Annotated in this window: 24 protein-coding genes and 2 pseudogenes; 14 read left to right on the top strand and 12 right to left on the bottom strand. The window is 35.0% G+C overall.

Features of this window, described 5'->3' with window-relative positions:
• Positions 1-47: 47 nt before the first annotated feature.
• From BR44_RS08135 to BR44_RS08125, 3 genes are read right to left on the bottom strand one after another with little or no spacing between them, the layout of a single operon-like run.
• Entirely contained in the window at positions 48-317 is a 270-nt protein-coding gene (locus BR44_RS08135; RefSeq protein ID WP_034551796.1) for a PTS sugar transporter subunit IIB, read from the bottom strand.
• Between the two features lie 37 nt (positions 318-354).
• Positions 355-915: a D-sedoheptulose-7-phosphate isomerase gene (locus BR44_RS08130; RefSeq protein WP_034551794.1), complete on the bottom strand. Its 561-nt coding sequence runs from the start codon at positions 913-915 to the stop codon at positions 355-357.
• A gap of 2 nt (positions 916-917) precedes the next feature.
• Positions 918-2,924 carry a BglG family transcription antiterminator gene (locus tag BR44_RS08125; RefSeq protein ID WP_034551792.1) on the bottom strand — a complete coding sequence of 669 codons (2,007 nt, stop codon included), beginning with the start codon at positions 2,922-2,924 and terminating at the stop codon, positions 918-920.
• A gap of 732 nt (positions 2,925-3,656) precedes the next feature.
• On the opposite strand from BR44_RS08125, the gene BR44_RS08120 reads away from it, so the two are divergent.
• The 6 genes and pseudogenes from BR44_RS08120 to BR44_RS08095 all read left to right on the top strand — a co-directional run bounded on the left by BR44_RS08120 (position 3,657) and on the right by BR44_RS08095 (position 8,778).
• Positions 3,657-4,598 (top strand): PstS family phosphate ABC transporter substrate-binding protein, encoded by a 942-nt coding sequence (locus tag BR44_RS08120; RefSeq protein WP_051912619.1) that lies wholly within the window; start codon positions 3,657-3,659, stop codon positions 4,596-4,598.
• Between the two features lie 141 nt (positions 4,599-4,739).
• Positions 4,740-5,669, top strand: coding sequence for a phosphate ABC transporter permease subunit PstC (pstC, locus tag BR44_RS08115; RefSeq protein WP_084676118.1), 930 nt, complete (start codon positions 4,740-4,742; stop codon positions 5,667-5,669).
• On the top strand, positions 5,669-6,547 hold the full coding sequence (pstA, locus tag BR44_RS11540; RefSeq protein ID WP_034551788.1) for a phosphate ABC transporter permease PstA: 879 nt from the start codon (positions 5,669-5,671) through the stop codon (positions 6,545-6,547). Before pstC ends, pstA begins: the two co-directional genes overlap by 1 nt.
• Before the next feature lie 15 nt (positions 6,548-6,562).
• A complete protein-coding gene (pstB, locus tag BR44_RS11535) occupies positions 6,563-7,336 on the top strand; it encodes a phosphate ABC transporter ATP-binding protein PstB (protein WP_051912618.1) in 774 nt (257 codons plus the stop codon).
• Positions 7,337-7,402: 66 nt separating this feature from the next.
• Entirely contained in the window at positions 7,403-8,086 is a 684-nt protein-coding gene (gene phoU, locus BR44_RS08100) for a phosphate signaling complex protein PhoU (protein WP_034551786.1), read from the top strand.
• A 137-nt stretch (positions 8,087-8,223) separates the two neighbouring features.
• Positions 8,224-8,778: pseudogene (locus BR44_RS08095) on the top strand (tyrosine-type recombinase/integrase).
• Positions 8,779-8,817: 39 nt separating this feature from the next.
• Here the strand turns inward: BR44_RS08095 and BR44_RS08090 are convergent.
• The 4 genes from BR44_RS08090 to BR44_RS11530 all read right to left on the bottom strand — a co-directional run bounded on the left by BR44_RS08090 (position 8,818) and on the right by BR44_RS11530 (position 12,046).
• Complete coding sequence (locus BR44_RS08090; protein WP_034551784.1) at positions 8,818-9,576, bottom strand: ABC transporter ATP-binding protein; 759 nt, start codon at positions 9,574-9,576, stop codon at positions 8,818-8,820.
• A 2-nt stretch (positions 9,577-9,578) separates the two neighbouring features.
• Positions 9,579-10,646 (bottom strand): FecCD family ABC transporter permease, encoded by a 1,068-nt coding sequence (locus tag BR44_RS08085; RefSeq protein WP_034551783.1) that lies wholly within the window; start codon positions 10,644-10,646, stop codon positions 9,579-9,581.
• A 25-nt stretch (positions 10,647-10,671) separates the two neighbouring features.
• Positions 10,672-11,706, bottom strand: a complete 1,035-nt coding sequence (locus BR44_RS08080) for an ABC transporter substrate-binding protein (protein WP_034551782.1) — start codon at positions 11,704-11,706, stop codon at positions 10,672-10,674.
• Between the two features lie 190 nt (positions 11,707-11,896).
• Complete coding sequence (locus BR44_RS11530) at positions 11,897-12,046, bottom strand: hypothetical protein (RefSeq protein WP_156954924.1); 150 nt, start codon at positions 12,044-12,046, stop codon at positions 11,897-11,899.
• A 1,297-nt stretch (positions 12,047-13,343) separates the two neighbouring features.
• Here BR44_RS11530 and BR44_RS08075 point away from each other — a divergent pair.
• Both BR44_RS08075 and BR44_RS08070 read left to right on the top strand, forming a co-directional pair.
• Entirely contained in the window at positions 13,344-14,030 is a 687-nt protein-coding gene (locus BR44_RS08075; protein ID WP_034551781.1) for a response regulator transcription factor, read from the top strand.
• 97 nt (positions 14,031-14,127) lie between these two features.
• A complete protein-coding gene (locus BR44_RS08070; RefSeq protein WP_169740199.1) occupies positions 14,128-15,324 on the top strand; it encodes a sensor histidine kinase in 1,197 nt (398 codons plus the stop codon).
• A gap of 132 nt (positions 15,325-15,456) precedes the next feature.
• On the opposite strand, the gene BR44_RS08065 is transcribed toward BR44_RS08070, so the two are convergent.
• The gene (locus tag BR44_RS08065; protein ID WP_034551778.1) at positions 15,457-16,104 is read right to left on the bottom strand and encodes a DUF3602 domain-containing protein; all 648 of its coding nucleotides are present in this window, start codon (positions 16,102-16,104) and stop codon (positions 15,457-15,459) included.
• A gap of 602 nt (positions 16,105-16,706) precedes the next feature.
• Here BR44_RS08065 and BR44_RS11920 point away from each other — a divergent pair.
• Complete coding sequence (locus tag BR44_RS11920) at positions 16,707-17,096, top strand: C69 family dipeptidase (protein WP_245592943.1); 390 nt, start codon at positions 16,707-16,709, stop codon at positions 17,094-17,096.
• Positions 17,066-18,181, top strand: a complete 1,116-nt coding sequence (locus BR44_RS08060) for a C69 family dipeptidase (protein ID WP_342668085.1) — start codon at positions 17,066-17,068, stop codon at positions 18,179-18,181. The genes BR44_RS11920 and BR44_RS08060 overlap by 31 nt, the downstream gene beginning before the upstream one ends.
• Before the next feature lie 200 nt (positions 18,182-18,381).
• On the opposite strand, the gene BR44_RS08055 is transcribed toward BR44_RS08060, so the two are convergent.
• Positions 18,382-18,636, bottom strand: coding sequence for a hypothetical protein (locus BR44_RS08055; protein ID WP_034551777.1), 255 nt, complete (start codon positions 18,634-18,636; stop codon positions 18,382-18,384).
• 245 nt (positions 18,637-18,881) lie between these two features.
• The gene (locus BR44_RS08050; protein ID WP_034551776.1) at positions 18,882-20,231 is read right to left on the bottom strand and encodes an MATE family efflux transporter; all 1,350 of its coding nucleotides are present in this window, start codon (positions 20,229-20,231) and stop codon (positions 18,882-18,884) included.
• A gap of 126 nt (positions 20,232-20,357) precedes the next feature.
• Here BR44_RS08050 and BR44_RS08045 point away from each other — a divergent pair.
• From BR44_RS08045 to BR44_RS08030, 4 genes and pseudogenes are all read left to right on the top strand, one after another.
• Positions 20,358-21,316, top strand: a pseudogene (locus tag BR44_RS08045) (IS30 family transposase).
• A 75-nt stretch (positions 21,317-21,391) separates the two neighbouring features.
• Positions 21,392-21,613, top strand: a complete 222-nt coding sequence (relB, locus tag BR44_RS08040) for a type II toxin-antitoxin system RelB family antitoxin (protein ID WP_034551775.1) — start codon at positions 21,392-21,394, stop codon at positions 21,611-21,613.
• A 1-nt stretch (position 21,614) separates the two neighbouring features.
• Entirely contained in the window at positions 21,615-21,905 is a 291-nt protein-coding gene (locus BR44_RS08035; RefSeq protein WP_034551774.1) for a type II toxin-antitoxin system RelE family toxin, read from the top strand.
• 73 nt (positions 21,906-21,978) lie between these two features.
• Positions 21,979-22,941: an aromatic acid exporter family protein gene (locus BR44_RS08030; protein WP_034551772.1), complete on the top strand. Its 963-nt coding sequence runs from the start codon at positions 21,979-21,981 to the stop codon at positions 22,939-22,941.
• 760 nt (positions 22,942-23,701) lie between these two features.
• On the opposite strand, the gene BR44_RS08025 is transcribed toward BR44_RS08030, so the two are convergent.
• A complete protein-coding gene (locus BR44_RS08025) occupies positions 23,702-24,661 on the bottom strand; it encodes an IS30 family transposase (RefSeq protein ID WP_034551770.1) in 960 nt (319 codons plus the stop codon).
• 153 nt (positions 24,662-24,814) lie between these two features.
• Entirely contained in the window at positions 24,815-25,528 is a 714-nt protein-coding gene (locus BR44_RS08020; RefSeq protein ID WP_034551769.1) for an HAD-IA family hydrolase, read from the bottom strand.
• Positions 25,529-25,578 lie beyond the last annotated feature (50 nt).

Genomic DNA, 25,578 nt, shown 5'->3' with positions numbered 1-25,578 from the left:
CCTCTTCTATTTTGTCTTTCTTTTATTTACCACTATTCTTCAAAATCTTACTTATTAAAGTATTCTTTAAGGGCAACCGTTAACTCTTCTTTATTTATGACATTTGTAATAAGTATCTTTTCGGTGGCAATATCTTCTAGCTGACTCTTAAAACCCGTTGTTGAAATAATTAAATCTGCTTGGGTTCCTTTAGCTGATCCTAAATCGCAAACTTCCACATCGGCATCTACCCCAAAATCACCTAAAATCTTATCAACGTTCATTTTCAAAATTAAACTTGAACCTGAGCCCATGCCACATACTGTTAGAATCTTCATTATTATTTCCTCTTTTCTTTTTCTATTTTTTACTAACTTATCCGTTAACTAATTGATTTTCAACTTCTTCTAAAATCATATGATTCATTGTCATAGCGTATTCTTCTGCTAAGTCTGAATCTTTTGGTGCAATACACAAACTGTAATCACAACTATCCTTTAAGCTCCCACCATTGTTTCCTAAGAAACCAATCACTATTAGTCCTAACTCCTTAGCCTTAGTAACAGCTTTCACTAGGTTAGGCGAGTGAGCACTAGAACTTAAAATAATTAGTATATCCTCTTCTTTTCCTAACCCTTCAACCTGACGGGCAAATACTTCATCGTAACCATAATCATTTCCAATGGCAGTCATAACTGAAGAATCAACTGTTAAAGTCATTGCTGCATAAGCTTTACGCTCGATTTTGTAACGACCAACAATATCACCAGTAATATGCTGAGCATTTGCTGCGTTACCACCATTCCCGGCTGATAAGACTTTGCCTCCATTGCGAATCGTTGTAACAATGACATCAGCAATTTTTTGCATTTGATTATAATTTTCATCATTAATCCCTTGTAGTAATTCAATCCGTTGCTTAATTCCTACTTTCATCATTAGCACTCCTTCAAATCCTGTATTAATGTTAAAATATCTTGTTTCTCAGCTTTCGGATCGTAAGCAATTTTCAAAAAGTTCTCATCACCTAGCAACTCCATTAATTCAGATAAGGCTTTTAAGTGCGTTGACTGATCCGTAGCCGCTAATGTGATAACAACTTTCACCGGATCATTTTCTTCGTGATTAAACTTAATCTCATTTTTCAAGGTAATTAAACTAAATCCAATCTTATTGACACCATCATTTGAACTTGCATGCGCTAAGGCAATATGTGGAGTAATCACAATATAGGAGCCATATAATTTTACTGATTTGACCATGGCTTCTACATAACTTCCTTGTATTACTCCGGTTTCAAGCAGAATCTCCCCACCTTTTCTGATTGCATCTTCCCAATCAGTTGCCTTCACATTCATTTTTATCGTATCCTCGGTAAGCAATTCTTTTAACACTGGACTCCACTCCTTTTGACGTTTGCTATTTCTTGTTATAATTGCGACTAATTCATCATATAAATCACCCGTTGATTGCTTTGCTGTTTCGTGATTAGATAATAAATTTTCAATTTCTTTATACGATGGAATTTTTAAAGTTGGTAAGTTAAACTGTTCGGTAATTTCTTTTTTTAGTTTTTGTTTTTCAAAGTTAGATAAAAAATTAGAAATAATATACAAATACTTTTGCGTTTTAACTCCAATTGTTGAAAAAATAATGTCGTACTCATTAGGATCAATCTCTTTAAAATTACTTAGTGAACTTGCCTTAGAAAACTGAATAGCCGGAAATAGTTCCTCTAATTCCTTTTTTAATAAAACAGATGACGTAGTGCCATTAGGACATAAAATAATCGCTCGCAGCAAGGTAAACTGTTCATTTTTACTTTGTAAATAAGATTCAATAATTGCTATGAGATAACCAATTTCTGTTTTACTAATAGGTTTACCGATTTCTTCTTCAATTGGGCTAACAGCTTCTTGTAACACGTTATTTAAAGATTTATTTGACTCAGCAATCTCTTCAATTAATTCATTATTAAGGAAAATAAAGTATTTTTCACGATACATCATCGCAAGCGAATGTAGCCTCAAACGAGTCACCAAAGCTTGATAATTTAAGACATCAATCCCGGAAATAACATTGAACATTGTTAAAAACTCGATAAATATTTGAGAAAAAATATTACTATCTTCAGTTAGTTCTTCCTGTGAAATTGCCGAAAAGATTAGAGATAAATAATTTAATTCGGTTTGATCTGAAAATAATTCCCGATAACTATTGGAAAAATTCAAGTATTTCTGATTGGGTAAATACTCTGGTTCAATCAAAAATTCTAGTTTATTTTCACTATTTTTATTTCTTGAACTAGTAATTAAAATAAAAATAACAATCTCTGCGACTTGCCCTGTCATAATATCAAGCTTGCTCACCTTAATGCTACTGTAAGTTTGCTCCAACCAGTCATTGAAATAATTTTGAGAAAGACCACAACTTTCAATTAATATTGTTTTGGGCTCTAACTCTTTGTATAAAGTGAAAATATAAAACAACGCGTACTTACGAATTTCTAATTCAGTACCTTTCAAGACATATCCTTTTTTCCGATCGTACTGAACTGTAACTTTTTCTAAGTCATTATTTAGTTTTTTTAAATCAGTGATAATTGTATTACGACTAACGTCCAAGCTTTCTTGCAATACTAAAATTGAGTAGGCATCCACTTGAATATAAATGATTAAGTAAAGCAACATTTTCCGAAAGTCATCAGGTAATACAAAACTATCACTATAATCCAGCAAAACTCTTTCGATATTAATATTAGTTAAATCAAAATGATTGATTTGTAATACTTCCTCTTGATTGAACAAATACGTTAAATTTAACAAATCAATATTCTTAGAAAGTCTTTTTCTGCCAAGGCCTGTTAATAATTTTAAATCCTTTTCATTCAGTAACTGCGTTACTGTCTTTTCAGTAAACAAATTAATAAATTCTTTATCCAACACGTTCCCTTACCTCCTGCTTTTAGCATACTCGGAAATCGCTTCCATCTCAACGATAATAGAATCCAAAAAACGGAAAGCGTTTCCTTTCAAATTGTACTCACCTGGTTAAAGTGGCTGAATATAGCTGCTTTCCTCAAAAAAAAATTCTCTCAATTATTAAGTTTGGCTAACTTTAGTCAATCACCCTATTAATGTCCCTTTCAATTTCAAGTACTAGCTTACAAAGAACATTATTTAATCTTGTAAATCAATAATTTACTATCTACAATACTTACCACCATTATTTGAAATCAAAATAGTAGCATTGAAATTCAAGCCATTTCCATGCAATGTAACCATTGAGAAAACCCTTTTCATGGTTTAGTTTAGGCGCTTTAACCATAACAGATTAGGGTTCTTTTTTCACGCCTCTTAGGTGTAAAAAAAAACAAGTAAAAGAGTAATATCTATCATACTTTTAAGTAGGATATCAAAAAGCATGAATTATCTATAATTAAATTGAATGACGTAATTATTATTATTTAAAGCAATGACAGGCTAAATAGCCTACTGGTTCAACTAAGTTTAGGTCACATTAAGTATATTTATATAAGAAATACTTGTACACCAATTCAACTATCATGAATATTTACATAATCCTTACATTCAATTTACATGGAATTAATGTTAGTCGTTTATTATGAAAGTATGAACAGGAGATGTTCAACTTATAAAGAGAAAGAGGGATTTTATATGAAAATGAGTGGCTTGGCAAAAATTGGTGCATCACTAAGTATGGTACTTCTCTTAGCAGCATGTGGAAACACATCGACTGACGAAACAACTGAAGGCATTACTGGTTCAGTTCAGGTTGACGGATCATCGACCGTCTTTCCAATTATGGAGGGTGTAGCTGAAGAATTCTCTATTGCAAACCCAGAAGCTCGAGCAACTATTGGTGTATCGGGGACTGGCGGAGGAATGGAAAAATTTATCGCTGGAGAAACAGATATCACGAATGCTTCTCGACCAATGAAAGAAGAAGAAGCCGCTTTGCTTGCGGACGCAGGTATTGAATACACTGAATTCCAAATAGCTCTTGACGGATTATCAGTCGTTGTTAATCCGGAAAATGATTGGGTAGATTATTTAACTCTTGACGAACTGAAATCCATTTGGTTAGAAGAAAGTGACGTCGAAACATGGGCAGATGTAAGAGAAGGCTGGCCAGATGAAAAAATTCTATTATTTAGCCCAGGGGCAGATTCTGGGACATACGATTATTTCGATGAAATCATCTTAGACGGAGAGCAAATTGATAAAGAAGCGTCTTTATCAGAAGACGATAATGTGCTGGTTCAAGGTGCTAAGGGATCTGAAAATGCATTAGCTTACTTTGGATATGCATATTACGCAGAAAACCAAGATACCGTTAAAATTGTTCCCATCGAAAATAATAATGGAGAAGTCGTAACACCGTCAGATGAGACCGTTCAAAACGGCACTTACGAACCCCTATCTAGACCGTTATTCTTCTATGTAAATAACGAATCTATTGTAGAAAATGATACGGCTTATGAATTTGCTAAGTACACATTGGAAATGGCCGGAGAAATGGCTACTGAAGTTGGATACGTAGCGCTAGATGATTCCATTTATACGGATGGTCTAGAAACGCTTGAAGGTTTAAGATAAATTTTTATACCTTTCAGAAAAAAACAGTGATTACTATTAAAACTTGTAAGAAATAGTTATAGCAAAGATTAATATACAGCAAAATGTCCATCGCGGACTCACTCGATGGACATTTTGCCTATGTCTAAGGAGTGTTACATCATGCAATCAACTATACGTGAAAGGATTAAACAAAATAGAGCTAAACAATCCTCTCATAATAAAATCGAGAAATTAATGCCTAACTTATTTTTACTCATGGCTTCTCTCTCCATTCTTGTAACGGTAGGAATCATTTTCACTTTATTCAGAGAAACCTTTTTGTTTTTTACTCAGGTCTCTTTTATTGATTTCATAACCGGTACAGAATGGTACCCATTTTTCGGGAATGATCCCAGTTATGGTATTTGGCCATTAATTTCCGGCACATTCACCATTGCTGCAATTGCAATGGTAGTTGCTATCCCCATTGGTTTAGCTGCAGCCATTTATTTGAGTGAATACGCCAGTGATCAAAAACGTAAAGTATTGAAACCTATCTTGGAAGTATTAGCCGGTGTTCCGACCGTTGTCTATGGGTTGTTTGCTTTAACGTTTGTTACACCTTTATTACGAACGTTCGTTACAGATTTACCTATTTTTAATGCCTTAAGCCCGGGTATAGTTGTAGGAATTATGATTATTCCCCAGATTACTTCGTTATCTCAAGAAGCGATGAATGCTGTTCCCCAGTCCATGCGAGAGGGCGCATTGGCCTTAGGCGCAACACGTTTAGAAGTTGCTTTGAAAATTGTTATTCCCGGCTCACTTAGCGGGATTGTTTCTTCGCTTGTTTTAGGCCTATCACGTGCAATCGGTGAAACAATGATTGTCGCCACTGCAGCAGGATCCACACCAAACTTAGGTTTTACTCCCACTGAATCAATTCAGACAATGACTGCTTATATTGTTCAAGTCAGCATGGGGGATGCAACGTTTGGATCGACTATTTATTATAGTATTTATGCGGTAGGGATGACTCTGTTCCTCTTTACTTTAGTCATGAATGTCTTTGCCAATCATATTTCCCGCCGATATAGGGAGGTTTACTAATGAAAAACAAAATTGTTGTACCTGATGAAAAACAAATATCTAAAAGAATTACAAAAAACAAACTAGCCAAAGGAATTTTCTTTACAGCTACTCTTTTTGGGATGATCGTACTAGCTACACTAATTATACGAATTGTTACACAAGGGATTGGCTATTTAAATACTGATTTCTTCACTAATTATGCATCAAGAAGACCTGAAGATGCGGGAATTAAAGCTGCAATCCTCGGAACTACCTGGGTCATGTCTATCACGATACCAGTTTCTCTAATATTAGGTGTAGGTACATCCATTTATTTAGAAGAATACGCACCGAAAAATAAATTTACCCGTTTTATCGAACTGAATATAGCAAACTTAGCAGGAGTGCCTTCCGTTGTATTTGGTTTACTTGGTCTGACAGTATTTGTTCGAATATTAGGAATGGGCAGAAGTATTTTAGCTGGAGGATTAACCATGTCTCTGCTTATTTTACCGGTTATAGTCGTCGCTTCAAAAGAGGCCATACGGTCTATTCCACAAGAACAGTATGAGGCCGCTTATGCAATGGGTGCAACCAAATGGCAGATTATTCGAACCGTTGTCCTTCCAGCAGCCACACCCGGAATATTAACTGGAGCGATTCTATCCTTATCTAGAGGTGTCGGTGAAACAGCATCTCTGTTGATGATTGGCGCAATGACATTTATTGCCTATACCCCAACTTCTGTATTAGATGGCTTTACTGTTTTACCTATTCAAATTTTCAGCTGGGCAAGCAGACCCCAGGCAGAGTTTCAAGCAGTAGCCGCCGCCGGAAGCATTGTCTTACTCATTATTTTAATTGTGATGAATTCGCTGGCTATTGCTATTCGTAATAAATACTCGAAACGTTATTAATGTAGGAGGTAAATAATGAATAAAGAAGAAACTATTCAGTCTGTCTATTCCGTCAAAAATTTCAACTTATGGTATGGTGATACACAGGCACTAAAAGATATCTCAATTGATATACCTGAAAAACAGGTTGTTGCAATAATTGGACCCTCTGGATGTGGTAAATCAACGTTTATTAAAACATTGAACCGGATGGTGGAACTCGTTCCTTCTGTAAAAATGAAAGGCTCCATCCACTATAACAATGAGGATATTTTTAAATCCGACGCTAAAGTAGAAGCTTTACGTACAGAGGTTGGGATGGTTTTTCAAAAACCAAATCCTTTCCCTAAATCCATCTATGATAATGTCGCTTATGGACCCCGTATTCACGGGATTAAAGATAAAAAGACGCTAGATGAGGTTGTTGAAAGAGGCTTGAAAGGTGCTGCGTTATGGAATGAAGTAAAAGACAGATTAAGTGAAAATGCCTTTGGTCTTTCTGGAGGTCAGCAGCAACGTCTTTGCATCGCTCGAGCTTTAGCTGTAGAACCAGAAGTCATACTGATGGATGAACCGACCTCAGCGCTCGATCCGTTATCCACTGCCAAAATAGAAGACTTGATTCATGAACTCAAGAAAAATTACAGCATTATCATCGTCACACATAACATGCAACAAGCTGCTCGAATATCGGATAAAACAGCTTTCTTTTTAAATGGAGAAATCATTGAATTTGATTCAACAGAAAAAATGTATTCCAATCCTAAGGACATACGAACAGATGATTATATTTCAGGTAAGTTCGGCTAAACAGCAACTTCCATTAGAATCAAATAAACGCATAACATTTCAAAAAAATAAGAGGTGGTCTATTTCATGAGAAAAGTATTCGAAGAAGAACTAAACAATCTGCATTCACAGTTTTATCAGATGGGATTAATGGTATCTGAATCAATCTATATATCTGTTAAGGGGTTTGTTGCCCATGACAAAGCCATAGCTGAAAAAGTTGTGAATAACGATCACCTGATCAATGAACAACAAGTAAAAATCGAAACCAAATCCATTGAGCTCATTGCCTTGCAACAGCCCGTAACCAGTGATTTACGTCGTATCATTACTATTATGAAGGCTTGTGCCGATTTAGAACGCATGGGAGACCATGCGGTTAACATTGCCAAAGCAACGATTCGTGTTAAAGGGAATAAAAAGAATTTAGATATTGAAAATGACTTAGCGGTAATGGCTGAAAAAGTTAAGAAATTAGTTGAACGTTCTTTAACTGCTTTCATCGAAGCAGATGTAGCAGAAGCTAAAAAAATCGCTCTAAAAGACGACAAAATCGATCAGCTTGCTTTCGAATTACAAAAAAGAACATTAGATGAAATGAAGAAAGATCCTGAGTTAGTATTTGGTGCAGCTAATTACATTTTTGTAGCCGGAAATCTGGAGCGTATCAGCGATTACGTGACAAATTTATGCGAATGGATTGTTTATCTCGAATCAGGTAAAATCACTGAATTAAATACACATAATACACTTGATAATACCGTTTTCTAACTATTTTTAGATTTGACCTCCTCTGAATTTTGACTTCCTCAGAGTGGGTTCTTTTTTTATACGCCCTTTTAATACATGCTTATGTAATATGCTGAATGAAATCGTTTATCTTTTTTGTGAGAGAAGAGGTTATTTCAATGAGTTACAATGTGCACCCATTACGAACACAACAAGAAATAAATAACTTTTTATTTAAGTTAAGACCTAATAAAATGATTAATTGGGATGTTTTCCTATTTTTAATCAGGATTAACAGTGGTTCAAGCATGTCCGGTATTGTTAAATTAACGAAAAAAGCTATTATTTCATCTAAAAATCCACGTATTTTCGAAAAAAGACAGAAAAAACTCCCATTTCGTATTTGAGTAGTGTGCAAGACTTGATTGAAGAGTACACTAAAAAAACTTAGAATCAGAAGCTTGTTTGTTTCCAAGTACCAAAGGCATTCATTTGGAAGTGAATACGGTCTCTATCAAATGTTTCAAAAGATTGCTAAGCTATTGAGTCACGATGCTATCAGTACGCACACGCTATGAAGTGCTTTTGGCCACCATCGCTACAAAAAGACCAAAGATATGGCCACGTTAATGGAAATCTTTGGTCATAGCAACGAAACATTTATGAAACGTTCTATTCGAATCAACGAAGGTGACATTAGTGAGACCTTGTTAAACTTAAGATTAGGGTTTTAGTATACTGTAAAGGTAATCCTAATTTGAAATTTATGGTTTTTATAGAAATTCAATGGTCTGTTTACCTAAAATAGGATTAGTATATGTCCGACAGTCGACTTCATACAGTTCTTTAATAACCACTTCCGTTAACACTTCTTCAGGCGTTCCTTCTTTAATTATTCTTCCGTCTTTCATAGCATACAAATAATCCGTAAAGCGTGAAGCTAAATTCAAATCATGTAAAGCAGCCAATACACCAATGGGCAGGGAACTGACTGTTTTTAAAATACTCAATTGGTGTTTGATATCCAAATGGTTGGTAGGCTCATCTAAAACTAGAAATTTAGGTTGCTGCACCAAAGTTCTGCCTAAAATCACCCGCTGCTTTTCCCCTCCTGACAGTGACAAAAAACTTCTATCAGCGAGGTTTTCCAATTCCATTTGGTGAAGAACTTTTTCAACAATTTCATAATCTAGCGCGTTATCTCTCTCCATTAAACCTTTGTGCGGTGAGCGTCCGAGCAGTAACATCTGACGGACGGAAAAGTCAAAATTGATTTGGTGAAACTGTCCCACTACGCCTAATTTTTTTGCAAGCTGTTTGTTTGAGAGTTTCTGAATATTGTCGCCATCCAAAGTAATGATTCCCCTATCGGGTTCAAGTATTTTCGAAACACTTTTCAATAAAGTCGATTTCCCGCAGCCGTTCGGTCCAATCAAACCGACAAATTGATGCTGACTAACATGCAAGGAGATGTCTTCTATAATTTGCTGGGAAGCAATAGATACCGATACGTTATCAACAGTTAAATTCATTCTTACCCTCCAAACTCGTAGCCTTTTTTAACAAAAATATAAATGAACAGTGGTGCGCCGATTAACGATGTCAAAATACCAATGGGTAATTCAACCGTTGGCAGGATGATGCGAGACAAGATATCAGACCATACCATGAATAAAGATCCTGAAAGAACAGATAATGGCAAAAAGTATCGATGATTGGATCCGACGATTCCACGGATCATATGTGGAATAATCAATCCAACAAAGCCAATCATTCCGCTATTCGCAACTATGATACCTGTCAGAATCGCAGCAATGACTAAATACAATTTACGGTAAAAATTTAAGTTGACTCCGAGCGTGATTGCTGCTTCATCACCCAATAGCATGATATTTAACGTGCGTTCTTGTGTTAAGAAGAACAGAAAACAAATCAAGACAACCGTGGCAATTAAGGGCAGTGTGGACCAACTTGCTCCTGCCAAACTTCCCATCATCCAAAAAGTCACCGAACGAATACCTTCTGCATCGTTGGCTATATAAATGATGAAATTGGAAAACGCTGTAAACAGCGCATTTAATACCATTCCGGATAAAACCAGTTTGATGGAATTCACCTGTCCGCCAACATTCGATAAAAGTAAGACAAGAAAAGCGGCTGTCACAGCACCTAGGAATGCCCAAAAAGATAAACCCAACTGAGCCAGTATGCTGGTTCCACCAAAGCCAATCATTATAGCAAACGTTGCGCCTAGAGAAGCCCCAGACGAAATCCCCAAAATATAAGGATCTGCAAGCGGGTTCTGGACCGTTGTTTGCATGACTGCACCGGCTAATGATAATCCCATACCCGTGAGCATCGCTAATAGTACTCTCGGAAAACGGATTTGCCAGATGATATTCTCATAGGCATCAGAGGAAAGATTAGATAAATCGCCAATTAGTCCTCCTGAAAGATTTTTGGTTAGGATCTGAAAAGATTCTGTGAGAGGTACCGCGACTTGTCCGACCGTAACACCAATTCCCACCGAAAAAATAATCAATACGGTAAACAGGAGTAAACTTATATAAAATAATTGACGTTGTTTGTCGATGCGGTTCATCACTTTCTTCCTTCCTCGTGATACGTTAATTTGTTGAATACAATTCGGTGCTGAGTTGTTCCATACCGGTTAAAATTTGGTACCCGTAGCTCCAAAACTGATTGTAATCTATGGTATAAACGCGATCTTCCTGAATAGCTGTCAGACTTGAAAGTGCGTCATTAGCTTTCAGATCCGCTAGGCTTTCTTCGGGAGCGCGTCCGCCAGTATAGTTGACCAATAATAATATATCCGGATTAGCTTCAAGTAACGCTTCAACACTGATTTCGCCCGTTGCGTCTGCAAACGCATTGTTCAAGTCCATATAGCTCAACGCATCGTTTAAGTACGTGTCTACTGCACCACTATAAACATTCACGTTAGTGCCTTCTGCCCCAAAGATGTAAGCATAATCCAACGTCTCCTGGTTATCAGGAACGCCCGCGACTATTTCTTCCATGCGTGACTGCACATCATCTGAAAATTTCTGTGCGCTCTCTTCAACTGCAAATAATTTCCCTAACTGTTCAATGTCTACATACAAATCATCAAACGTTGCATCACTCGTCGAAGTTGCTTGAATATAGGTTTGAATGTCTAGCTCATTTAATTCTTCAACCGTTCCGGTTCCCCATTCCGTACTTGCAAATAGTTGGCCTCGTCCAACAACGATATCTGGGTCAGCACCAACCACCAATTCTTTCCCAACATATCCTTCCGCCAGAACTGGTATGCTGGAGAAATCCTCCGCTACTGTTTCGTCGCCTTCGCCGTATAATGCGGCTACGCCTTTGATATCTTCAGCTAATCCAAGTTGAAGCAACAATTCTGCCGTTCCCTGGTTATTGGCAACGATGGATTCCGGACGAGATTCGTACGTTATTTCTTTTCCAGAAAATTCGGCACCTTCTGAAGATACGGTGTAATTATCCAGCGTTAACGGAAAAGTTGTTACTTCTGCCTGTTCTGTAGATTCTTTATTCGTTTGATCTTTTGTAGAATCTGTCTGTCCACATCCGCCCAGTAAAAATGTTAAAGCTGTAAGAAGTCCTAAGTATTTCGTCATTTTTATCCTATTCATTTTTTTTCCTCCATTAAATTGCTTAATTTTGTATGGCTTAATTTTTTATTCCGTTACATATTGTTTCCAAACTCTCTCCACTTTTGATTTCAGATATCGGCATAGGTTGACACGGTTCCCATCGCTAGTAAAAGTGTTTTAGTTAAATAAGTTTTTCCTTTTGTCGTATATATCTGAGAATTTCCATCTGCTATTTTTTTATCCCATTAACTTTTTCACTTGTACGAATCTTCGGGTGAAAGGTTTTTGCTTGATCAATCAGATGTTGGATAAATTGGCCAGCAGGCATTGGTGGAATCCCAGCCACATCCCAGACAATCTTTTCAGAATATAAGTTCAACTTACCCCCAGATAGGGCTGAGCTTCAAGCAACTGAACTTCCATCGCGCGCAATCCTGAGTAAAAGGAACTATAAAGCCCCGCAGTTCCTCCTCCAATTATTGTCACGTCATACACTTCCATAATATCATCCTTTCCAAAACACATCGCCTTTTTATTTTCACATACTCTCTTTCAATCCATTTTATCTAGAACTAAACGATTAAATAGGTAGTATTTAACCCTAAAATTTACAATTGACCCGTTCCCCGTAATTGAGAATGATTTTCATTACCAATTATATGATTGTTTTTCATTAAAGTAAATAGTAACGGGAATTTATTCACAATATCTTACAAGGACCTTTGAAAAATCAGTATGTTTAACGGTTTGCTTCGAATGACTGAACCAGTCAAAAACACCTTAATTCTAAGTGTTTCACGGGTTAAATCTATTGAAAATCAGAATCCGTTTATATCAAATCCGACTCATTAAACTCTTCACTTTCTAACAGTATTCACTTTCTCTTTTTAGATATGTCAGGGTATTTATATTGGTCTCCTCGTTCTCATTTAGATTGATGCTTTCACTGATTCTCATCATTCCCATTAGCTTTAAACGCAAAAAAACAAATAAATCGCTTGCCGTTCTGACTAACTTACAGAGCAGCAAGCGGTTTACTGTACTTTCTTTATGAAATTGATGATTTTTAATAACTCGTTTCACCCTAAATCATTCATAAAACATTTTTATTAAAAATTAGTTGATTATTGCGTAAATTCAACATATATAACCCCTCTGTTTTGTATCTTAGTGACATCTACATTGACGGAAAAATATTTTTTCCATGTACTAAGAGATAAATAAATACCATTTCAGGATACAAACTCATAAAATGATGAATTCTCTCGGTTAAAGCATAATAAAGTAATTAATGGTAAATTTGTATGGATTCCTATCGTATTTGAACATTTAATTTAAACTAACGATATAAAATGATGATAGGTGTATTTTTTTTATGGAGAAAACGCTAAAATAGGTAATGAGTCGGCCTGAAACTACTAAACATAGTAAAAGATGGCTATTCTCTGAAAGATTAACAAAAAGGCAGATTTTTTAAATCATAATAAAAAACGATAGAACTGCAAGAGTGAAAAGATGACCGTTTTATTATAGGATGAAGTAAAAAGTAGCGTAATGCAATTTCAAAACAAATGGCCAGATGAAACCACTAATCAACCAAACCATTCAAAAGAGATGAATATTTAGGAATCTGATAGAATTAATAAGAGCGAATTTAGGAAGGGACTGATTGTAAAATGGCTAAAATTTTAATATGTGACGATGAAGCAGGACTCCGTACCGTACTAAAACGCTATGCACTTTTTGAAGGTTATGAGGTTACTGAAGCAAGTAATGGAATGGAAGCTGTTGAGATATTCAAAAAAACTGAATTTGATATCATCATCATGGATGTGATGATGCCAGAACTCGATGGTTTCTCTGCAGTAAAGGAAATTCGTAAATCATCTGATGTACCTGTAATTATGCTAACTGCTCGTGGAGAAGAATACGATAAAGTCCTAGGTTTTGAGTTAGGTGTAGATGATTATGTAGTCAAGCCCTTTTCTTCAAAGGAAATTATGCTAAGAGTTAACGCTATCTTACGTAGGGTTGAAAAAAATAACACTGCAAAAGATGATACTGAGGATCATATTATTTTTGAAAAAGAGCATTTTAAAGTAGACATGACTGCATACCAGGTATTTATTAATGGTGTACAGGTCAATTTAGCACCTAAAGAATATGAACTGTTATTCTTTTTGATTTATAATAAAAATATTGCCGTTCCTAGAGAACGTATTCTCTCAGGAGTATGGGGATATGATTATATGGGTGATGATAGAACATTGGATACACATATGAAGTTATTAAGAAAATCGATTGGTCCTTATGCAAAATTTATTGTAACCATAAGAGGATTGGGGTACCGATTTGATGGATAAACTTAAATTACAATGGAGGATTTTCAGTTTTCTCTTAGGATTTTGTGCACTCTTACTTACTATATTGTGGATCTTTCAAACGGTTTTTTTAAGTGATATGTATAAAATTATCCGAAAAAATGAGATGGAAAATGCGATTACGTTAGTAGGAGAAAAAATTAATCAAACAGATTTGAATGAGCTTATTTATGAAATTAAATTAAATAAGGATATTATAGTTAGGCCAAGCGAACAGTTTACGCCACCCTTTACTTTTAATCCTGCTTCAAATAGATCTAAACGTTCACAATCAGAAACCTTAACAAAGGTTCAAGAATATGAATTAGATGATGGGAGTAAGGTTTCTTTAACTTTTTATGCCTCTATCACACCTGTTGATGCGACCATCTCAACTCTTCAGATGCAACTGTTCATTATAACGGGAATTATGGTGGCACTAGCAACGATCCTTGCTATTGTTATTTCAAAGCGGATTGCTAAACCGATAGAACAAATAAATGCCCGAACGAAGTTGTTGACAGAAGGCAATTACGAAGCGGATTTTCAAGGCCATGGATTTCTAGAAATCAAAGAATTATCGGATACGTTAAATGTAGCAGCTTCAGAACTTTCTAAGGTAGAAGATTTCAGAAAAGAATTGATGGCGAATGTTTCACACGATTTACGTACGCCTTTGGCTCTTATTTATAGTTATGCGGAGATGATGCATGATTTTCCTGATGAAGTTACTCCCCAACAGACTGAAGTGATTATGGATGAAACAAAAAGATTAACTTCTTTGGTTAATGATGTATTGGATATTTCCACTTTAGAACGAGGAGAAAGCGAGCTAAAGAAAGCACCATTTAATCTGACCGAGTCACTAGAATCAACGATTATTCGCATGAGAGAACTCGTAAAAAAAGAAGGCTATGGGCTTCAGTTTGATTATGATGAAAAAGTAGAGATATATGCTGATGAAAGTAAAATTATCCAAGTTTTTTATAATCTATTGCTCAATGCAATTACGCACAGCAGTAACGAACAGGCTGTGAAAATTCGTCAAATAACGATAAAAGATACCGTTCGAATAGAAGTAATTGACTATGGTGAAGGAATCAAAAAAAGTGATTTGCCCTATATTTGGGATCGCTATTATAAAAAAACACAGTCACATACGAGAACTATCATAGGCACAGGACTTGGACTTTCTATTGTGAAAAAAATTATCAACCTGCACGGTGGGCAGTATGGAGTTGAATCTGAAATTGGCAAGGGCAGCATGTTTTGGTTTAGCTTGAATATAAATGATTAATTTAAATGGGCTGGGTCAAAAATCCCCTAAAAAATACACTCCCAAAACTAATGGATTATTTACTCATTAGCGGGAGTGTATTTTTTATATTTCTATTTAATCTTAAAAAAGTGAGACGTTTTTTTGTGAAACTTACTTTTGCTCATTAGCCAGTTCTGATTTTTTCATATTACCAAAACCACCTCTACCTTCTCGCAAAATGTTTGGTCTTTCACCTTCTTCAACATCTGTAATAGCTTGATCATATTGTTCTTGCGTAATTTTGCCATCTTTTAATTGTTCTGCAAGTCTTTCGTTTATATGCTCTGCCATTTCAGTTTTTTGCTCATCCGTTAGTTCTCGTTTTTCCATATTACCGAAACCACCTCTACCTTCTCGCAAAATGTTTGGTCTTTCACCTTCTTCAACATCTGTAATAGCTTGATTATATTGTTCTTGCGTAATTTTGCCATCTTTTAATTGTTCAGCAAGTCTTTCGTTTATATGCTCTGCCATTTCAGTTTTTTGCTCATCCGTTGGTTCTCGTTTTTCCATCTCACCAAAACTACCTCTACTTCTTTTCATTGAACTAATATCAGGAGCTCCTTGTGAAATAGTTGGATTAGATGAACTTGTAGATGTATCAGCTTCTATATCTGTTGCAGCAAAAGCAGTAATGCCTCCAGTCGCCAAAACTCCTATTGATAAAACACTTGAAACAAATTTAGTTAAATTTTTCATAACTAACATCCTCTCATAATTATAATTTTTCCCCATTTTCCATTTCATTAACCCCTTCAAGTTTTCCCTCCCTTCATCTGTTGTTATATAAATAATACGATATCAACTTGAACATTAGCTGTTTTCTTACTGATTTTTAACTGAATGTTTTCTGAACTTTTCAGTAAACTCTAACTATAAATAATTTACGATATATTATGTATTCGAGCATAAAGGTGGGTTATCCTTTCTTTCTGTTCAAGCTTTCACAAATAAAAAATTTCTAGGATAACCGTTAGCGGTTAAGTGGACAAATGGTTGATAAAATAAGCATTCAAGAAAATATCGCTCTATTTAGAAAAGAATGATTTTTTTGATGAGAGTCTTTGTTCTCTAAAGAAGAGTTTTCTCAGTAAATACTTTTCTTTTTCTAATATAACGAATATAATCTTTCGAAATGATTTACTTCCGTTTATGTAAGCGCTGTTATTTAGTTGTGATTATGAAGTAATGAACAATCCTTTTATCATAGGTTCGGTTCCATTTTAAAAAAAGTGTTCTGCTACTAGTAGCAATAAATTTATCATGAGAGGTGGCAGTGAATTTTATCTAGTCGAAGACTTTTTATAAGCACATAGATGACTGATAATCACTAATAATAGTCCATTAGGGAGGAAAACAACATGAGGGCAAAAAAATTATTAAAAAGCACCTGCGTTCTTGTGACAACCGGTATATTATTCATGACTAGTTATACAACAGCTGAGGCTTGTACAACTGTGTTGGTAGGAAAAGATGCTTCAGAAGATGGGTCAACTATGGTTGCAAGAAACGAAGACATGGGGACAGCCTGGACTAAACATTTTTTTGTAAGAGAAGCAAATAAGAATAAACAAAAATTTGTATCAGAAGGAAATGGATTTTCCATCCATTTGCCTAAAAAACAATTAAAATATACTGCTACTCCAGAATGGGATGTCTCAGAAGGACTATATGAAGAAGCGGGAATTAATAGCAATAATATTGCGATGAGCGGAACAGAATCTCTACTACAGCTAAGGAGAATGTCTTAGAACTTGATCCTTTAGTAGAAAAAGGAATCGCTGAAGATGCCATACTGACTGTTGTCTTACCCTATATCAATTCGGCTGAAGAAGGAATTGAGAGATTAGGTAAGATTGTCGAGGATAAAGGTGCTGCAGAAACAAACGGAATTATTTTTTCCGATAATAACGATATCTGGTATATGGAGATACTCACTGGACATCATTGGGTAGCAGCAAGAGTACCAGATGATAGTTATGCTGTTATTGCAAACACAATCTCAATTCAAGATTTCGATTGGGATGATTCAGCTAATTTCCTTTATTCTAAAAACTTACAAGAATTTATCAGCGATAATAAGCTAACAGACAATCTAGAAAACACATCCATCAGAGAAACTTTTGCAGATACTAAAGATGATGCTCAGTATAATACTCCTCGAGTATGGTACGGCCAGAAAATGCTAACGGAATCTGACAAAAAAATTGATGACACAGATTTTGAACTTTTTGTAAAAGCAGATGAACCAATTACGACAAGAGCAATCGCTGGCATCTTAGGCTCACATTATAATAATACAGACTACGACACTTTCGGAAAAAAAGAATCGGATAAATACCGTCCTATAAGTGTACCGAATACGATGGAATCTCATATTCTCCAAATTAGAAACAATGTGCCAGATGAAATAAGTGCTATTCACTGGTTAGCGCTGGGTGTACCAGATACAAGCAACTATATTCCATTCTATAGTGGGATAACAGAAACGCCTAAAGAATACCAGATAGGTACCGACGAACCTGATGAAAAATCTGCCTATTGGACATATCGAACAACTAACGCTTTGACTAATCCGTACCATGATGAATTTAAAACTGAAATAATTGCACCGGTACAAGAAAAGGTCTGGGATCACATGACTGAAGCAGTAGCAAAAATAGACAAAGAAGCAGAAAAAATGGCTGAAATGAATCCTAAAAAATTAGATTCTTATTTAAATAAAAAAACAAAAGAACTGTCTGATTACTCATTAAAAGAATACAAACAACTAAATAAAAACCTTATTAAAAAATTGACTGAAAAAACGAATGTTAGACACAATGAAGAGCTCTAGCATTGACTCATTGTAACTCATTCGTGCGATAGATTTTAAAAAAGAAGGACACTAATTCACTAAATAAGTCCCACATGATTAGCTAGTAAAAATTAACTTTTGCTTTATGAATAAATAAAATCATTTTATCAGAACCTTGTATCCATTCAAGGTTCTTTTTTTGCTGATTTGATATGCGGTATACTTAATATGTATGCTTTTTATAAAAACGATTCTAAAGAGAACGTATTTAAAAGTATCCTGGTTGGTTTATTCATTCTATTTTTTGATTGTCTCTTATTTTTTAAATTCACTTCTTTTAAATTATAGATTACTCGCTGATTCGATATCCTTTTTTTCAAGATTTCTATTTCTTTTTTCAGTTTATTATTTTCTTCTTTTAATTTTATTATACGTAAGCTATTATAGACTACACTTGCTAATATAAGAAATACTATAAATGTAGTTATAGTCATCTTTATCACCCCCTCCTTAAATTAATAATTAACAAACTATTTCATCTATTTACCTTAAAGAATCAGCGCATTCCTACTAGTGTTGTTAACGATTTCATTATCTCTTAAAGAGAATTGGAAAACAAGTTATTGTAAGTATCCATCACGATATTAAGACTCATTTATTCTACTAAAAAACTAAAAACAGCAACTAAATGAGCAGAGTAGCTTTTACTACTGCACAATTTTAGTTCCTGCTTTTTATTCTATACTGTCGAATGGCTATTTTTACTGTGCCATCTTTTATGGTAATAATAAATAGTCAAAAGAACAATAAATTCCGATGCTGGAACGGCAAGCCATAAACCTGTCAAACCAAATAATTTAGGCAGAATCATAAGCATAATCAGTAAAACGATTATACCACGTGCTGCAGTAATCCATGTTGCCATTCGAATTTGTCCGATAGATTGATAATAAGTCATCATAACAAAGTTGGTTCCCATAAAGAGATAGGCAATGAAAAATAATTTAATACCTGATACTGCTAATGCTACGACTTCTTCAGGGAAGTCACCGAACAATCTGACGATTTGTGTTGCTGCAAACTGACCAATGAGCATAAATAAGATGCCTGCTATCAGAGCTGTCCCAATTGCGAGTTGAATTGTTTTTTGTATTTTCTTTTCGTCCTTAGCTCCTTTGTAATAACTAATTAAAGGTTGAATAGCCGATCCCATTCCTAAAAACAGCAATAACGTCACACTATGAACATAATTCAATATCGCAAAGGCAGATACACCAATCGTACCTGCAAGATTTTCAAATACGATATTATGTGAAACTGTAAAAAAAGAAATACCTACTTCTGCAAGAAAACTTGGAAAACCGATAACTAAAATGAGAGCAATCAACCTTTTATCAAAGCTGAAACGCACAAAATGCAAATTATTTTTTTTCCTAAAAAAATGCGTACTGAGGATAATAAGTCCTACAAGTGCACCAATCAGTGTTGCAGTAGCTGTACCTTTCACACCAAAATCAAATACAAATAAAAATACATAGTTTAAAATGATATTAACAACTGACGTAGCTATAAGTGCAGTCATTGCTGTATTCGGACCACCATCATTACGTACTAAAATACTAAAAGTATTCTCTGCTGTAAAGATAAATCCAAAAAGCAATAAAATATTCAGGTAATCTGATGTATATCCAATCGTATCTGCATTTGCACCTAATAAATAAGCAAGTTCTGTTCTAAAGATAAAAGCAGTGAGTCCAATAATTATCGTCAAGACTAATATCGTACTAATCGCATGTGAAAAAATAATACGTGCTTGATCTGGCCGTTTAGCCCCCATCATAACGGAATAACGAGTTGCAGCACCCACACCTATCCATAGTGACATCGCTACAAAAATACTGTAAACAGGTACAGCAATACCGACACCTGCTAGAGCAACTGATCCGAGCTTATTGCCAACCATAATTCCATCAATAATAATATTAACAGCCATTAACAACATACCCACAATAGAAGGAACTAGATATCTTAAGAACGATTTCCCTACTGATTCTGTGTCTAAACTATTTACTGTTTCTTTTCTTCCCATTACTACTTCAAATCCTTTTCTATTTATTCTACATGGATTGTAAGATTAAGCTATACAAATAAAAAAGCCATTCGTGATACACTCTAATTGTATTTCCAACCATAGAAAACAAAGGAGTGATCACAAATGACCTATACCCATATTACCATGGATGAACTAGTGAGGATAGAATCTTATTATCATCAAAGTATTCCAGTTGCTAAAATAGCTACTTATTTAAATCGTACTCGAACACCGATTAATCATGTTATCAAGTTCTTCAAAGCAGGCCATACAGCTTTCGAGTATTACCCGCGGTATAAGGAAAACAAGAAACAGTGTGGACTTCAAAAAGCAATTTTGCCACACGAACAACAATTTTATATCAAAAAAAAGTAGCTGAAGGCTGGACGCCTGATGTCATTATTAGCCGTAAAGAAAGGACAATAGACTGTTCCGTACGAACGCTTTATCGACAGTTTAAAGAAAAAATATTCGATGAGGCTACCCTCCCTATGAAAGGGAAAAGGAAGCCGAATGGACATCAAGAACGTAGGGGTAGACAAGCCTACAAACGAAACATCTCTGAAAGAATCATAGATTATCCAACGTTTAAAGAAGAATTTAGTCCTATCGAAGGAGATACTATCGTAGGTGTTCGCCATAAAAGTGCTATCATTACTTTAGTAGAGATTTTGTCGAAAGCTATCATTACTTTAAAGCCCAAAGGGCGTAAAGCATGCGACATTGAGACTGCCATGAACCAATGGTTTCAATCCATTCCAAAAAATCTATTCAAATCAGTCACTTTTGATTGTGGAAAAGAGTTCTCTAACTGGAAATCTTTGTGCAACCAGCATGATGTCGCTATCTACTTCGCTGACCCTGGAACGCCGTCACAACGAGCTTTAAATGAAAACTCTAACGGTCTCTTGCGAAAAGATGGGTTACCAAAAGAAATGGATTTCAACGAAGTTGACCAGGCTTTCGTATCGTCTGTTGCACATAAACGGAATAAAATTCCGAGGAAGTCACTAAATTACCAAACGCCATTGGAAGTTTTTATGAGTTACATGGATGAAGATATTTTGTCTAGCTTAATTTGACAAATCAGAAAAAGAAATTGAAATCTCTTCCCTTTCGTATTACAATGTACATACAAAAGAAGGAGGTTCATTTTAATGACTACTATATCACTAAGAATTGATTCTCAAGAAGAAAAATTGATAAAAGAATATGCTAAAACTAAAAATATTTCTGTTTCTGCTTTATTTAGAAATTCTGTTTTAGAAAAGATAGAAGATGAAATTGATTTAGGTTTATATAATCAGGCTATGGAGGAACATAAAGAACATTCTCAAAGCATTTCTTTTAAAGACCTGTTAAAGGAGCTAACTGATTAATATGAGCTCAGGCTACCAAGTAGAGTTTGAAAAAGGAGCTCAACAAACGTTAAAAAAAATGGATAAACACCAATCTCTTTTAATTATGGCATGGATTCAAAAAAATCTAGTAGATTGTATAGATCCTAGAACATGTGGAAAAGGATTAGTCGTCACTCGTTCAGCAAAATGGCGCTATAAAATTGGGGATTCGCGCTTAATAGCTACTATTAATGACGAAACAGTCACCATTTTACTGTTAGAGATTGGGCATAGAAAAAATATCTATCGGTACATGCATGACATCACTTAAATTAGTGTATGCAGAACCGTGTTAAATAGGTTGGGTAATACAAAAACAGATTTCAGATTAAAGGAGTGTTAGCATGACGGTCTCTTTACGAGCAATAAAAATAGCCTTCGCAACAACTATTGCTATTTTACTAGCTCAAGCCTTTCAACTAGAATATAGTGTCTCAGCAGGAATTATAGCCATCTTAAGTGTCTTAGATACAAAAAAGTCATCCGTTAACACTGCTCTTCAAAGAGTGGGATCCACGATTCTAGCATTAGGTGTAGCCACCATCCTTTTTCAATTAGTTGGATTTAGCACACTTGTATTTGGACTGTATCTCCTAATTTATATTCCTTTAGCCTATAAATTAAACGTAGAAGCTGGTATAGCTCCATGTTCAGTTCTTGTTTCTCATTTATTGTTGGAAAAAAGCACCTCTATTGGATGGCTTACAAATGAATTGTTGTTAATGGTTATCGGGGCAGGAATCGCTATTTTATTTAATTTATATATGCCTTCAAAAGAAACACAATTAATAAAGTGTAGAGATGAAATCGAAGAGAAAATGAAGCAAGTTTTAATCGGTTTTGATTTAATACTAAGAGAAGGTTATACAAATCAAAAAGTAGAAATTTTATTAAAAGAGCTTTATAAGGATTTGAAAAAAGCAGAAAAAACAGCTTATACAGAGTACAATAACCAGTTGTTCAGCCAAAATGAGGACTATATGATTCAATACTTTGATATGCGCCAGCAACAGGTTAAAGTCCTAGCAGAAATGTCGATAGATTTAAGTGTCTGTTCTTTACCAACAAAGCAAAATTTGGTTTTAGCACACTTATTTCACCAAACAGCCGACCAGTTGCATGAGAGCAACCCAGTAGTAGACTTAACCATAGATATTAAATCCATGTTAAATGATTTTAGAAATAGCGATTTACCTAAAACACGAGCAGAGTTTGAGAATCGTGCAACTTTATTTATTCTTTTAAATGATTTTACAAGGTTTATCCAAATCAAAAAAGAATTTTTTGAACAGCAAAAAATTGACTAATCAGAATATAGATTTTTTTAGCCATCACACTGATTTGAAAAACTGCAGTTATCTCCATTTTATTTGTTGTATTTTCAATGATTTTACAGTAGGACTCTCTCTAGAAAACCACCTTCATTTGGACGAAGAGTGGCTCTTTTTTTGTCTGAACATTTCTATTTTCTGGAAATAAAATCTTTAGCAACGGCAGAATTTGTGCGACACTGACCTTTTTAAAATATTCTGATAAAAAAGGATTGGCATAAAGTTTCTTTTGGTGTATAGTTCCATCAAAAAAAGACTACCCGATAAGGCAATCCATTTTAATACCTGAATAATTTGTAATTTTTCTAAAAACCCGCCAAAATTTTATTTTGACGTTACTTTCTTTTTGATTTCTCTGCGCATTTTAGATGTCTGAAAAAAAAATTTATTAGATTTACGATACTATTCTCTTTCGCGATACTGGGATAGGCTTAATGTCAGTATTAATCCTGATTTCGCGTTTTCACTATTTGATGAATCATTTCAGTACTGTACCTCTTCAGATGGACAAAATAGCCCATACTTATCCATTTTCGTAAATACGATACAATAAGTTAACTACCCCCAAATCAGAGGCAGAGTACAGAAGAAAAAAAGATTAAAGATACCTTTTATGAGTTTACAGTCTAAAAGCCAATTTCTTCAATAGTGCTCAAAAAGATTCCGTAAAGAATACTAGAAATGATTCAAGTACTAATCTAATTTGTAAAATTAATATTTTAATAAATCTGATTTGTCAAATTAAGCTATACAAAGTATCTTCATCCATGTAACTCATAAAGACTTCCAACGGTGTTTGGTAATTTAGTGACTTTCTCGGAATTTTATTCCGTTTATGTGCAATAGAGGATACGAAAGCCTGGTCAACTTCGTTGAAATCCATTTCTTTTGGTAACCCATCTTTTCGCAGGAGACCATTAGAATTCTCATTTAAAGCTCGTTGTGACGGCGTCCCAGGGTCAGCGAAGTAGATAGCAACATCATGCTGGTTACACAAAGATTTCCAGTTAGAGAACTCTTTTCCACAATCAAAAGTGACTGATTTGAATAGATTTTTTGGAATGGATTGAAACCATTGGTTCATGGCAGTCTCAATGTCGCATGCTTTACGCCCTTTGGGCTTTAAAGTAATGATAGCTTTCGACAAAATCTCTACTAAAGTAATGACAGCACTTTTATGGCGAACACCTACTATGGTATCTCCTTCGATATGCCCAAATTCTTCTTTAAACGTTGGATAATCTATGATTCTTTCAGAGATATTTCGTTTGTAGGCTTGTCTACCCCTACGTTCTTGATGTCCATTCGGCTTCCTTTTACCTTTCATAGGGAGGGTAGCTTCATCGAATATTTTTTCTTTGAACTGTCGATAAAGCGTTCGTACGGAACAGTCTATTGTCATTTCTTTACGGCCAATAATGACATCAGGTGTCCAGCCTTCAGCTATTTTTCCTTTGATATAAAGCTGTTGCTCTTGTGGTAAAACAACTTTTTTCCGTCCACACTGTTTCTTGTTAGCCTTATACCGCAGGTAATACTCGAAAGCTGTATGGCCTGTTCTGAAAAACTTGATAACATGATTAATCGGTGTTCGAGTACGATTTAAATAAGTAGCTATTTTAGCAACAGGAATACCTTGATGGTAATAAGATTCTATCATCACTAGTTCATCCATGGTAATATGGGTATAGGTCATTTGTGATCACTCCTTTGTTTTCTATGGTTGGAAATACAATTAGAGTGTATCACGAATGGCTTTTTTATTTGTATAGCTTAATCTTACAATCCACGAAATCTAAAGATTTATGAGCTTTCTTAAAATCTAAACTCAATTTTTTTCACATGATAGCTATACTTGTTTTTTTGCCAAATAATTTCTAACCTCCAAGAGATTAAGAAATTGATAATCGGCAGGTGTCGGTTCTGCTTTTAAGTGAGACAAATTTTTTTGTAACGCGTAACGACCTTTTCTAGTGGGAAGATAAGTAATATCATCCTCAACCAAAAATGAAGTTATCTCCGCACGTCGAGCAGCTTCGATACCAGCTGCGGAATCTTCGAATACAACCGCATGATTAGGAGCAATCCCGGCTTTTTCGCATGCAGTTAAAAAAATTTCAGCATCTGGTTTACTATTGGTGATCTCATCTCCCGCCACAATTATGTCAAAGCATTCAGAAACACCTTCAATTTCTAGGTAATAACGTACTTTTTCTCGATGTGTTGATGAAGCAATAGCAACCTTAATGCCATGATTTTTGGCAAATTGTAACAGTTCCACCAAACCTGTTTTCTTATATACACGCTTTTCATGTTCTAAAATTTCATCTTTGAACTCATTAATTGAATCACGCCACTCATTGTAAGGAACGTCAGCACCATACAGTTCTTCCATACACTGACGAATGTCCTTCTCTGTCCGTCCTGTTAAGTAATAATATACATTATGGGTGACTTCATAATCATGTTTTTTTGCCGATTTGAGGTAGGCTCGATATGCCAAACGACCTGTATCAAACATCAAACCATCCATATCAAAAATAAACAATTTAATTTTATCCATATAAACACCTTCTTCCTTATTTTTATTTCCTTTAGTTGATTCTAACTCAT

It is taken from the genome of Carnobacterium funditum DSM 5970 (assembly GCF_000744185.1).
Lineage (GTDB): Bacteria > Bacillota > Bacilli > Lactobacillales > Carnobacteriaceae > Carnobacterium_A > Carnobacterium_A funditum.
Note: the sequence above shows the minus strand (reverse complement) of the source record. Positions and strands in the feature narration are given on the sequence as shown.